We start from the raw sequence: 12,468 nt of genomic DNA on the forward strand, positions 1-12,468 counted from the left end.
ATTTGGATGGTTACACCCTTTACTGCTCTTATGATTCTTTTGGTGCTTCACCAAACCATTTTTTATAAATTTCATCGTACGTTCCATTTTCTTTCAGCGTTGCCAGGGCATCATTGATAGCCTTTACCAAATCTTCTTGCCCTTTGGAAATGGCAATTCCATATTGCTCGGCTTTATACAATTCGCCGACCATTTTCAGCTTATCACTGCCTTCTGTTTTGACGTAATAAGCAACATTTGGAGCATCATACAGAACAGCATCAGCACTTCCATTTTCCACTGCCAGGTACACCTGACTCATCTGCTGGTACTCATTTGGTGTTGCACCTTTAATATTCTCTTTTATAAATGCTGCACTAGTTGACCCGAGTCTTGTGGCGATAGTTTTTCCTTCCAGATCCTCAAGACTTTTGATTGATGTATTATCTTTTGGAACACCAATACGCAGCCCTGATTCATAGTATGGATCACTGTAATCAATCTTCTTAGCACGCTCCTCTGTAATACCAATTCCGGCTATGGCAATATCAAATTTACCCGTTTGCAGTCCCGGAATAATACCATCAAAGTTTGTTGGTGCTAATTCTATTTCAAATCCCGCTTCGTCGGCTATCGCCTTAATGAGTTCAATATCGAAACCTGTATACTCACCGTCTTCTTTAAATTCAAACGGAACAAATCCAGTATCCGTTGCAACGGTATATTTGTCCTCTAATTCACCATCTGAACCACTCGATTCTTCACTACTTCCGCATGCAGCAAGTCCAAGTATCAGACAAGCAGAAAATAAGATAAGACCTAATAACTTCCAATTATTTTTCTTCAATGTTGCTTTCCCCCTTTTGTTGGTCTAACTGGTTTCGAAACCAGCCCCCCTCATGACTCCTTTAATGATTTCTCGAACTCAACAGTTCTACATATAAAAAATTTTCTCAATATTCTTATATTATACAAATGTTTCATATGTATTTCAAATATTAGGAAAATGTGTATTTAGAAGTCGTCAGTTGTTAATTGGTCAAGAGTTTTACGAAATGATTTTTCAAAAAGTTGACCCTCGCGAAAACAGCCTTGCTATAAGTATATTCTTCATAATCACACAACGGCTCAGGAAACCAATAAGCCACCCCGCTTCTTTGTTCAAAAAGAAGCGGGGTGGCTTATTCTCACTTAGTAATTCGGTCCCCAGCCAATCAATACCCCAATCGCCAGGAATACCATCGACAACACATACCACATCGCAATTAACGGCAGCATGAACCTTACCCACTTCGTCCATGGCACCCCGCCAATCGCCAGGCAAGCTAACAGCACACCAGACGCTGGTGTAATACTATTCATAAAACCATCAGACAATTGATACGCCGTCACTGCCACTTGTCTCGGTACTTCCATCAGGTCAGCTAATGGTGTCAGGATCGGCATCATCACGACGGCGTTCCCGCTCCCAGACGATACAAGCAAGGCGAATAGAGAGTTTCCAATAAACATCGCAATCGCACCGAACACTGAGGAGAAGGGTTCCATCGCCACGGCCAGCCAGTGCACGATTGTATCGAGGATTTCTCCGTTCTGCATGACGAGGACGATAGCTCTGGCTAGTCCGATAATTAATGCGCCATAAACGAGATTCTTCGCTCCGCCCATAAATTCTTTTACAACAAAGTTTGGCGACATTTTGGCAATCAGCCCTGTTCCAACTGTGATAATGAGGAAAATAGCTGCCATATGATTAAGTGACCAGCCGAATTGTAAGGCTCCGACAATGTAGAACACAATCGCTAAGACGACAAAAGATAGAATCAATTTATGCGTGCCGGTAAATTTCTGATGAACATCCTCGTCCACTTTTCCATCGCCTTTTGGAAAACGATTGGCCCCCATCAGACTCTTCGCCGGGTCATTCTTCACTCGCTTGATATACCAAAGAATATACGAGATCGTTACGGCAAAAATCACTACGGTCATGATCGACCTGAACAGAATGCCGGAATACAAAGGAAGTCCGGCAATGTCTTGGGCAATCAACACGGTAAACGGACTCATAAATGAGGTATTAAATCCTACATATGCCGTTAATTTAATAATAGCCACACCAGCGATCGCATCTAAATCAAGCGCCTTCGCCAGGACAATCCCGATCGGAATAAAGGCAATAACCGCATTCGATATCGCGCCGGTAAGACCGCCAATCATGAGTAAAATCCCTACGAATAGGACAAGTAAATGTTCACGGTTTTTTGTCTTATTGACCGCCTTCATAATTGAAGCATTGATGGCCCCGGTCGATTCAATGACGGCAAAAGTTCCACCGATAATTAAGACTAAGAAAATGATACCAGCTGTCTCGACCATGCCATTTTGAATCGATAAAAAGAAGTCCATAATCCCCGTCGGATCTCCATCGACAGAATGAAAGCTGTCTGGAACGACCACCGTAATATCTCCCTGTTCCACCCGCTCAAATGCACCCGATGGCAAGATATACGTTGCAATCGCCGCTACCAGCATAATCAGCAACATAATAATGTAAGCATCAGGCATCGCCCACTTCTTCTTCCGCTTCTGCGGATGTTGATGATGCTTCATGTCCGAATTACTCTGTTCAACCGCCATAAAAAAGCTCCTCCTTTTTGATTTAAAAATATTGTGACAATTTATAAGTTATGGTAGATTATAATAAAGTATTTCTTGCAAATCAATATATTTTTAAAAATATTCTTTTATTTTATCAGGAGGAAGCTTTGTGGAAGATTTTTATAAGAAAATCGAACAATCCTATGATGATCTGTCAAAAGGGTTAAAAAAAGTGGCGAACTATTTACTGGAGGAACCGACAGCTTTTGCAGCCAACCCAGCCAAAAAGGTTGGTGAAGCACTTGATGTGAGTGAATCGATGATCACCCGCTTCTGCCTAACGTTAGGGTATAAGGGGTACAGCGAACTGCAAGCTGAAGTACGCGACTATGTGTTTAACCAGAAGCGGATTTTTGAGGATTATCCGTTGTCACAGGATGAGCAGAAAGAGCAGTCCTTTCATAAACGAGTGATGCTGCACGACCAATTTAACATCCAATCAACGGCCGAAAATATAAGTGAAGAGCAATTCACGGAGGCCACTGCTACCCTGGCAGATGCCGAGCAAGTGCTGATTGCCGGCTTACGTTATACCTTCTCCATGTCTCACTGGCTGACTTATGCACTGCAGTCGATCGGGGTCAATGCCAGATTATATCGTCCTGATCTCGATGCCCATCTTGATTTCGGATCAGCAAAGCACGTCTTTATCGTGTTCTCGTTCCACGCTTATTCAACAGAAACCTTAATGCTTGCCGAAGAAGCGAAACGACGCGACTGGACGATTATCGGCATTACCGATTCCGGCATCGCACCGATTTCCAAGTATGCTGATATTCTGTTCCCTGTTTACTTTTCAAAAAGGAGCCATTCAGAAACAGCCCCGATTGTGTTTTCCTTTATGAACGCACTCGTTTCTGGCCTCTCCCTTCAGGACCCAGAACGAACCCGAGAAAATAAACTAGTTATGGAAGAAAAGCGACTCAAGCAAACCTTTAAACTATAATCACCAGTCAAAGGAGATGTGAACCCCATGGCAACAAATCATATTGAAAAAAAAGTAATGGAAATCTTTGAACACCTGCACACCCATCCTGAAATTAGTTGGAAAGAAACCGAAACAACCCAATTTATCAAAAATATTTTAATAGAAAATGGCTGCCGTGTTCGTACGTTTGATGATTGTACAGGCGTAATCGGAGAAATTGGAGAAGGAAAACCTGTTGTAGGGATCCGCGCCGACATGGACGCCCTCTGGCAAGAGGTCGATGGAAAGTTCCAGGCCAATCATTCCTGCGGCCACGACTCCCATATGTCCATGGCCCTTGGGGTTCTCTTGTCCATCAAAGATATGGAACACACCCCTGACGGAACCATTCGCTTTATCTTTCAGCCCGCTGAGGAAAAAGGAACCGGTGCCCTAAAAATGGTGGAAAAGAACGTGGTTGATGACGTTGATTTCTTATACGGCGTACACCTGCGCCCTATTCAGGAAGTGGAGAACGGCATGGCTACCCCTGCCCTCTTTCACGGAGCTGCCAGACATATCAACGGAGAAATTAAAGGAGAAGATACACACGGTGCTCGCCCCCATCTTGGTGTGAATGCGATTGAAATCGGAGCGGAATTAGTGCAGAAATTAAATCATATTCACATGGATCCTATGATTCCACACTCCGTCAAGTTTACTAAATTCCAAGCAGGCGGTGAAAGTGCGAATATCATTCCAGGAAACGCAACCTTCAGCATTGATTTACGTGCCCAGAGGAATGACACGATCGAGGAATTGACTACTTCCGTACAGGAGGCCGTCCAATCAGTTTCTGATTACTATGGTGTTCCGATCGATTTATCTCTGGAATCTATGATGGCATCGGCGATTGTCGATCCAGAAGCACAAGAAATTATGGCGGAATCGATCAAGGAAGTTCTGGGAGAAGAGAATCTAGTAGATCCTGTAACGACAACAGGCAGTGAAGATTTTCATTTTTATACATTGAAAAAGGAACATATTAAAGCGTCTGTTCTTGGGCTGGGATGTGATTTGAAGCCGGGATTGCACCACCCGAATATGTCGTTTGATCATGGAATGATTATGCCGGGAGTGAGGATTTTGACGGGTGCGGTGTTGAAGACTCTTGAGCACTTTAATTTCTAAAAATTTCTAAAAGAAGTTTGTTAATTAACAATTCATTGATACTGTCCCTATACTCCTATTCTATTTGAACAAAATAAAATAACCCGCAAAGAATTTTCAGAGCAAGACTATTTTCATAATGAAAAAATCATAAAAAACTTCCCCCCTCTCAAAATAACTTTTAAGCTTCCAGCTTGCCCAACAACGTTCAGCAGAGGGAATTATACGTTGGGAGTGTAACTGCTAATCAAAAATCACTTGAATGTCACAAGTGTCTGATTCCACATCATAATAACCATCGTTTATTCTCTTAAGACGAGAGAATAAGAAAGCTTTTAAAACTGGTTCTTTTATGAGGAATATTTCTTGTGGATAATACACGTGAAATTTATTGCTCACTTTATCCTTTATTTTGATAGCCCTGTGACCATCTTGTTCGTTCTCTGTATGAATCAATTCATAATGCATATCTTACCCTCTTTATTTTGATAGATGTGTTTTATCATAGTATGTTGTAGTGAAGATCTTAACTAAGACAGTTTCGGAAAGAGTTAGATCGATTAGATCGTAACAAGTCCCTCCCTTTTATGAGGAAGGAACTTGTTACGATAAAATCAAGTTACAATTTGAATAAATAATATGAACTAGCTGGTAGGTTGTTTTAATTTAACAAGCTCCTGAATAATCCCTATTACGCTATCTTGCTGCTCAAGAGTCATATTCGATCCTGAAGGGAGGCATAAACCGTACTTAAACAGTTTATCTGAAACACTATAATTTATATCATGTGGATAATATTCTTTTCCTTCAAAAATTGGCTGAAGATGGAGTGGTTTCCATACAGGTCTAGCTTCAATATTTCTTTCAGCTAACGCATCAATTATATCCAAGTGAGATATTCCTGCCTGGTCTGGGTTGATTGTTAGTGCAGTTAACCAACGATTAGATTTAGTACCTTCTAATTCAGGCATAAAGTTAAAACCCGGAAGACTCCCTAAAGATTCCTGGTAACGTCTAAATGCTCCTCTCCTTTGCTCCACCCGGGTATCCAGGACCTCTAGTTGGGCCCTGCCAATTCCAGCTACTATATTACTCATTCTGTAATTATATCCTAATTCACTGTGTTGATAGTGTAGAGCCTTATCCCTAGCCTGAGTAGATAAAAAACGTGATTTTTCTAATGCTTCTTTATTATTAGAAACAAGTGCTCCACCACCGGAAGTTGTAATTATTTTATTTCCGTTAAAGGAGTAGATGCCGAAATCTCCAAAGGTCCCACTTTTCTGACCATTGTATTCACTACCAAGTGACTCAGCTGCGTCCTCTATAATTGGCACACTATATCTATCACAAACAGATTTCAGTTCGTTTATTTTTGCACTTTGACCATATAAATTAACAATTATTGCAGCTTTAGGCAGATTGCCATTTTGCCCCGCATCTCTTAATGCTCTATCTAATGCCTGTGGAGACATATTCCATGTATCTGGTTCGGAATCTATGAAGATAGGTTCTGCCCCTTGATACATAATAGGATTTGCACTTGCTACAAAAGTAAGGGAAGAGCAGATGACGCTATCTCCTTCTGAGACGTCCAATAGACGCAAAGCTAAATGAATCGCAGCTGTTCCCGATGTTACTACTGAAGCCCCTGCCATACCATTATACTCTGCAATATCTTTTTCAAATTCATTAACGTTGTTTCCAAGTGGGGCTATCCAATTCAGATCAAATGCTTCTTGTATGTACTTTTGTTCGTTTCCGCTCATATGAGGAGATGAGAGGAAGACTCTTTCTTTTTTTTGCATTATAAATGTGCACCCCTTTTTACAAGATTATGGTTTTAATTCTTTGGCTGGGACTCCAACTACAGTAACATTTTCCATAATATTATTGATTACAACCGAACCAGCACCAACAGTACTCCAGCTCCCAATATTCTTTGAAGGTATTACAACGCTGCCAGCACCAACATGAGTTCCTTCATCTACGGTGACTGCTCCAGATAACGTCGCATTAGGAGATATATGAACATAGTCCCCTATAATGTTATCATGCTCTATGACCGAGTTGGTGTTAACAATACAGTGATTACCAATAATGGTGTCGGCATTAACTACTCCATTTGGCATAACAACAGTTCCATGTCCAATTTTTGCGCTTTTACTAATAACAGCGCTAGGATGAACTAACGTAGCATAGGATTCCAACGGTATATTAAACTTGTTATATAAATTTCTTCGAATATTATTATTCCCAATTGCAACACAAAATAAATAATTTTTTACAGATATACCTTCCAAAAAGCTAGTGTTCGCATAGATAATCCCGTCTACTTCATTCATATCATCAAATGCATCATCCACTATAGCATATAAAGCAAAATCCTTATCTTCTGCTACAATATCTTGTATAACTTTACTATGACCGCCAGCACCAATTAGAATTAATTTAGTCATTTACCCGATACCTTCTCTTTATCAGAAGTACCCCTAAACTTCTCCATCGTTGCATTGCCATCTTGATTAATACCTTCAGACTTAAACACTTTTAGGACGGTTAAAAAAATAATTTTTATATCTAGCCAAAAAGTTCGGTTATCAACATACCATACATCCAATTTAAACTTATCTTCCCAGCTGATAGCATTGCGACCATTAACTTGTGCCCACCCAGTAATTCCAGGACGAACATCGTGTCTGCGCGCTTGTTCTCGTGTATAAAAAGGAAGGTATTCCATTAATAAAGGACGAGGCCCCACTAAACTAATCTCCCCTTTTATTACATTGAAAAGTTGAGGAAGTTCGTCCAGACTAAGTTTCCGAATAATCTTACCTGTTTTGGTTAGTCGAATATTGTCTGGTAAGAGATCACCATTTTTATCACGTTCATTTGTCATTGTCCTAAATTTATATACGTGAAAAGGCTTGCCATGTAGGCCAGGGCGTTGTTGTGTAAAAATAACAGGTGAGCCTAACTTTTTCTTAATTATAAAAAAAGAAATTAATAACACTGTACTAAAGATAATTATTAATATTAGTGATATGGTAATGTCAGTTAACCTCTTCATAGTTTACACTTCTCTCTATTAACCTCTACATATCGGTTGCTTTTATTTTTATAGGGCTTTAAATTAATAAATATCATCTCGTACTCCCAGCCTTTTCCCATGTTGGTTTCGCTTTACCTGTGATTACTTTCATTACCCCGACTATTTGTGCATATAGTGTCATACAATAATAATAAATCATATTGATAAATCTGTTATTGATATAAAAGAATCTTCTAAGTACAGCTATTGTATAGAATACTAATTGAAATCCAAAGGTAATAACATAAATTGAACTCTCATTAATTAAAATCATGTTCAACAACAGCACCATTATATGAGAAAACCAAAGTAAATATCGAGATGTTCTATGACCTAAATAAAAATAGGTAAACCATTTATATCTAAAAACATTTAAGATTTTTAGACTTGGCAATATAGATGCCAAAATAATTCGAGACATTCTTACCTTTCTATTAAACTCGTCTTTTATATTTTCTCCAGCTTTTTCAAACGCTAAAGCATCATGGTTAGCAATTGCATTCTTATTGTTCAAGGAATAATAAAGCGGCATTGAGCTATCGTGACTTTTAATTGGATCAAATTCAACATAATCTTTTCGTTTACAAGCGTATAAAGCACCATTACCAGCGGTTATAGTCTGAAACCTAGATTCAATATCTCTTAATGCAAGGTCTAAATCCCAATAAGATGATTCAGATTCACTCGCTAAATCAATATCCCTATTTGTGTAACACAGTTTCCCTGTTACATATGCAATACTTTCATCATAGAATGCCGCTGCTAATTCTATACATGCATTTTTGTCTAACATTGCATTAGCATCTGTAAATACTATTAATTCACTTTTAATTGTTCTTACCGCTTCATTTTGTGCATTAGTTTTTCCTTTACGATTTTTAGCCTTATAAATTCTTATATTCTTATCTTGATTGTTTACAATAAAATCTTCCACAATTTCATTAGTTGTATCTGTACTATTATCTGAAGAAATAAGAATTTCTAGTTTTTCTTTAGGATAATTTATACGTGATACATTCTCTAATTTCTCTTTTATAACACTTTCCTCATTATGAGCAACTATCAAGATAGTTATAGTAGGTTGATAATTATAATTTTTAGGCAATTCATTTTTTGTTAGTAATTTATCTAAAATTTTCAAAGAAAAAGGGTAACCTATTATTGCCCAAAATACTAAAAAACTAAATATAAAAAACAGTATTTCTAAAAAAATATACATATTGCACCTCAAAATCGCAAGTGGTTGGGTATAATTCTGAACATGATTCCCGAACTATCTGAAATTTAAACATTTAATCTATCAATATAAAATGAACATACATACATTGGCTATATATCTATTACTTAACTTGCGAGGATAAATTTAATCTGCGAATAATTCCATTAGATAGATCCACCAAGATAGATCCACCTTTGCTATATTTTTGATCCACTCACCTTTATAACTCACTTATCCAACCACGTTTCCATTAGATGTACCTATATAACTAGCAAGATAAGATCTTGACAGGAAGTTTCTGGGGTTATTTACTAAGTCAAGAATGGTAGCTTATGGGTAACCACCTCTCCTTGTAAGGATCCCTTTTATAGGAGATATCGACAGTAACTGATCCACCAATGTTAAAAGTGGGGTAAAATAGTATACTGTGTGAACCATGGCAAAGGTGGGAAATCTTAATGTCAGTAATCATACTGATCCATTTTTAATTAAAAAACCCTTTTCAAAAAATCAATCATTGATTCTTTAATAATTGACTTTTTGATACATCTCGAATTTTTTTTGCTGGAACTCCAACAACAACTTCTTCTTTTTTTACATTTTTAGTCACTACACTACCAGCTGCAACGGTTCCATCTTCATCAATAATATTACCAGGTAAAACCGTCGCATTCGCACCAATTCTACCACCTCTTTTAACAGTTACTCCTTTGAATTTACTAAAGCGTTCATTACTTCTACCCATGAAATTATCATTAGTAGTTACTGCACAAGGAGCTACAAAAACGTGATCACCTAAAGTTGAGTAGGCAGTAATATAACAATTAGTTTCTAATTTACAATGTATTCCAACTGTTGAATCATTTTCGACTGAAACTCCCCGTCCTATAATTGTATAATCCCCTATTTTCACCCTTTCACGAACAGTTGCAAGATCTGCAACAAACACATTATCTCCTATCCTACAATCAGCATATATTATAGATGAAGTTCCTATAGTGACTTCAGATCCTATTTCTGAGGCTGGAAGTCGATTTATATCTGGTAATATTGAGGATTTTGCTTTTGTTGGTTGTTTACCAATGATAGCGTTATCCTGAATTATTACATTATTTCCGATTTTTGTTCCAGAATAGATGATAACGTTATGACCAAGAGTAACACCCTCACCAATTTTAACGTTATCTTCTATTATTACGTTTTGGCCAATATTTGGTTCACTCATAATTTACCCCGTTTCTTATTGGAAAAATGCTCTTTTATTAAATAGGCTATTCTCTCTCCAGATTTACCATCACCATACAAGTTTTCCTTATACTCCTTTAATTCAAAGGAATTAATTAGGTTAGCTAAGTTTTCATTTAATGGATCTATCAGTTGATTCCAACCTGTTTCAACTGTTTCAACCCATTCTGTCTCTTCTCGTAATGTAAAGCATGGAATTTTAGCAAAATAAGCTTCTTTTTGGACGCCCCCAGAATCTGTCACTATTGCTAAAGCATGTTTTTCAAGTAAAAGCATTTCTAAATATGAAATAGGTTCGGACAAAATAATGTTAGGTGAATCATATAATCTATTTAATAGATTATATGATTCAAGTTTATTTTTTGTTCTAGGATGTAATGGCAAGAAAACTTTATAGTCTAGCCTTAGAAATGCATCTATAATTGCACTCATTCTTTCTTTATTATCTGTATTCTCAGCTCGATGAATAGTTCCTAAGATAAATGATTTAGAAGATAACTGAAATTCATCTAGCGAATGTTTTTCTTCTGCTATTTTCAAGTTATATAATACAGCGTCATACATTACATCACCTACTTGATGGATCCCCTCAGTAATATTTTCTTTCTTTAGGTTTTCAACTGCTAAACTAGTTGGTGAAAACAACAACTCTGAAACATGATCAGTTATCACACGATTTATTTCTTCAGGCATTTTTTTATTAAAACTTCTTAATCCCGCTTCGATGTGTAACACCGGAATATGTAATTTACTTGCTACAAGGGCTCCTGCTAAAGTAGAGTTTGTATCACCATATACAACCACGGCATCTGGTTGCTCTTTTTCAACAACCTCTTCTATTTTTATTATCATGTTACCGGTTTGTCTTCCATGTGTCATAGACCCTACACCAAGATCATAATCTGGTTTAGGAATTTTTAATTGCTCAAAAAAGACTCCCGCCATGTTGTAATCATAGTGTTGTCCTGTATTTACTAATACCTCGGTAAAGTGTTTCCTTAATTCCCTTGATACAGCGGCTACTTTTACTAATTGTGGTCTTGTTCCTGCAATAGTTAACAGTTTCAAAAAAATCACCTATTTTCTTAAAGAGTAAAATTGTTCTATCTTCTCAACAATATATTCTTGATCTTCCCGTCTCAGTTCAGGATACATTGGAAGAGATAATACCTCATCTATAGCTTTTTCAGTTACTGGGAAATCGCCTCTTTTATACCCTAGTTCTTCAAATACGGGTTGGAGATGAAGAGGCACAGGATAGTAGATCATTGAATCTATTCCATTTTCTTTTAGAAACTCTTTTAATTCATCTCTTCTTTTGACTCTTAAAGTATATTGATGATATACATGGTAGTTTCCTTCTCTTTCGGTAGGTGTAGAAACATACTCTGAAACAATTTCTTTTAATTTTTGTGAATAAAACTTCGCTCTTTGTCTTCTTTGTTCGCTAAACTCAGATATTTTTTTAAATTTTACATTCAAAATAGCAGCTTGTATCTCATCAAGTCTACTATTATACCCTAATAGATGGTGATGATACTTTGGTTTACTGCCATGGACCCTAATAACTCTACTATCTTCTGCAACCTCTTTGTTAGAAGTCACAATCATACCACCATCGCCATATGCCCCTAAATTTTTGGTTGGAAAAAAGCTATAAGTGGCGGCGGTTCCAAGTTCTCCTGGTTTTTTCCCTTGGTACTCAGCACCAATTGCTTGAGCAGCATCCTCTACTATTACAAGATTATGCTTTTTAGCAATTTTATTAATCTCATCCATATCAGCCATTTGTCCATATAAATGTACAGGAATTATTGCTTTTGTTCTATCTGTTATTGCATTTTCAATTTTTTGTGGGTCAATATTAAATGTTATAGAGTCGATATCAACAAATACTGGAATTGCTCCTAATCTTGCAATAGCACCTGCTGTTGCAAAAAAAGTAAATGGAGTAGTGATGACTTCGTCTCCTTCTTTAACCTTTGCCGCCTGTAAAGCAATGTGTATTGCGTCTGACCCGTTTCCAACGCCAATACCGTTAGTGACATTACTATATTTAGCTACATCTTGTTCTAACTCATTTACATTATTCCCTAGTATAAGTTGAGAAGAGCTTATAACCTCATTAATTTTATCTAAAATTTCTCCTTTGATATCTTTATACTGTTCTGATAGATCTAACATTTTTATACGTTTCAT

General features: G+C 37.4%; 12 protein-coding genes. 2 read left to right on the plus strand and 10 right to left on the minus strand.

Annotated features, from left to right (window positions below):
* Positions 1 to 28: 28 nt before the first annotated feature.
* Both P9989_RS18315 and P9989_RS18320 read right to left on the minus strand, forming a co-directional pair.
* Positions 29 to 826: a glutamine ABC transporter substrate-binding protein gene (locus tag P9989_RS18315; protein WP_283076288.1), complete on the minus strand. Its 798-nt coding sequence runs from the start codon at positions 824 to 826 to the stop codon at positions 29 to 31.
* A 344-nt stretch (positions 827 to 1,170) separates the two neighbouring features.
* Positions 1,171 to 2,616 carry a YfcC family protein gene (locus P9989_RS18320; protein WP_283076289.1) on the minus strand — a complete coding sequence of 482 codons (1,446 nt, stop codon included), beginning with the start codon at positions 2,614 to 2,616 and terminating at the stop codon, positions 1,171 to 1,173.
* Positions 2,617 to 2,746: 130 nt separating this feature from the next.
* Here P9989_RS18320 and P9989_RS18325 point away from each other — a divergent pair, with 130 nt between their 5' ends.
* A complete protein-coding gene (locus P9989_RS18325; protein ID WP_283076290.1) occupies positions 2,747 to 3,583 on the plus strand; it encodes a MurR/RpiR family transcriptional regulator in 837 nt (278 codons plus the stop codon).
* Positions 3,584 to 3,610: 27 nt separating this feature from the next.
* On the plus strand, positions 3,611 to 4,735 hold the full coding sequence (locus tag P9989_RS18330; protein ID WP_390305215.1) for a M20 peptidase aminoacylase family protein: 1,125 nt from the start codon (positions 3,611 to 3,613) through the stop codon (positions 4,733 to 4,735).
* Positions 4,736 to 4,957: 222 nt separating this feature from the next.
* Here the strand turns inward: P9989_RS18330 and P9989_RS18335 are convergent, their stop codons facing one another.
* From P9989_RS18335 to P9989_RS18370, 8 genes are all read right to left on the minus strand, one after another.
* Entirely contained in the window at positions 4,958 to 5,182 is a 225-nt protein-coding gene (locus P9989_RS18335; protein WP_283076292.1) for a hypothetical protein, read from the minus strand.
* Positions 5,183 to 5,358: 176 nt separating this feature from the next.
* Positions 5,359 to 6,522: an aminotransferase class I/II-fold pyridoxal phosphate-dependent enzyme gene (locus tag P9989_RS18340; RefSeq protein ID WP_283076293.1), complete on the minus strand. Its 1,164-nt coding sequence runs from the start codon at positions 6,520 to 6,522 to the stop codon at positions 5,359 to 5,361.
* 27 nt (positions 6,523 to 6,549) lie between these two features.
* On the minus strand, positions 6,550 to 7,173 hold the full coding sequence (locus P9989_RS18345; RefSeq protein WP_283076294.1) for an acetyltransferase: 624 nt from the start codon (positions 7,171 to 7,173) through the stop codon (positions 6,550 to 6,552).
* A complete protein-coding gene (locus tag P9989_RS18350; protein WP_283076295.1) occupies positions 7,170 to 7,784 on the minus strand; it encodes a sugar transferase in 615 nt (204 codons plus the stop codon). Before P9989_RS18350 ends, P9989_RS18345 begins: the two co-directional genes overlap by 4 nt.
* 73 nt (positions 7,785 to 7,857) lie before the next feature.
* Entirely contained in the window at positions 7,858 to 9,024 is a 1,167-nt protein-coding gene (locus tag P9989_RS18355; protein WP_283076296.1) for a glycosyltransferase family 2 protein, read from the minus strand.
* Positions 9,025 to 9,538: 514 nt separating this feature from the next.
* Positions 9,539 to 10,249, minus strand: coding sequence for an acyltransferase (locus P9989_RS18360; protein ID WP_283076297.1), 711 nt, complete (start codon positions 10,247 to 10,249; stop codon positions 9,539 to 9,541).
* Positions 10,246 to 11,337, minus strand: coding sequence for a non-hydrolyzing UDP-N-acetylglucosamine 2-epimerase (wecB, locus tag P9989_RS18365; RefSeq protein ID WP_283076298.1), 1,092 nt, complete (start codon positions 11,335 to 11,337; stop codon positions 10,246 to 10,248). The genes P9989_RS18360 and wecB overlap by 4 nt, the downstream gene beginning before the upstream one ends.
* 9 nt (positions 11,338 to 11,346) lie before the next feature.
* A complete protein-coding gene (locus P9989_RS18370) occupies positions 11,347 to 12,468 on the minus strand; it encodes a DegT/DnrJ/EryC1/StrS family aminotransferase (RefSeq protein WP_283076299.1) in 1,122 nt (373 codons plus the stop codon).

Origin of the sequence: Halobacillus naozhouensis (genome assembly GCF_029714185.1) — a bacterium.
Taxonomy (GTDB): domain Bacteria; phylum Bacillota; class Bacilli; order Bacillales; family Halobacillaceae; genus Halobacillus_A; species Halobacillus_A naozhouensis.

Coding starts and splice junctions, on each gene's coding strand:
- P9989_RS18320 (WP_283076289.1), bottom strand. CDS start 2,616: ATGGCGGTTGAACAGAGTAATTCGGACATGAAGCATCATCAACATCCG.
- P9989_RS18330 (WP_390305215.1), top strand. CDS start 3,611: ATGGCAACAAATCATATTGAAAAAAAAGTAATGGAAATCTTTGAACAC.
- P9989_RS18335 (WP_283076292.1), bottom strand. CDS start 5,182: ATGCATTATGAATTGATTCATACAGAGAACGAACAAGATGGTCACAGG.
- P9989_RS18340 (WP_283076293.1), bottom strand. CDS start 6,522: ATGCAAAAAAAAGAAAGAGTCTTCCTCTCATCTCCTCATATGAGCGGA.
- P9989_RS18345 (WP_283076294.1), bottom strand. CDS start 7,173: ATGACTAAATTAATTCTAATTGGTGCTGGCGGTCATAGTAAAGTTATA.
- P9989_RS18350 (WP_283076295.1), bottom strand. CDS start 7,784: ATGAAGAGGTTAACTGACATTACCATATCACTAATATTAATAATTATC.
- P9989_RS18355 (WP_283076296.1), bottom strand. CDS start 9,024: ATGTATATTTTTTTAGAAATACTGTTTTTTATATTTAGTTTTTTAGTA.
- P9989_RS18360 (WP_283076297.1), bottom strand. CDS start 10,249: ATGAGTGAACCAAATATTGGCCAAAACGTAATAATAGAAGATAACGTT.
- P9989_RS18370 (WP_283076299.1), bottom strand. CDS start 12,468: ATGAAACGTATAAAAATGTTAGATCTATCAGAACAGTATAAAGATATC.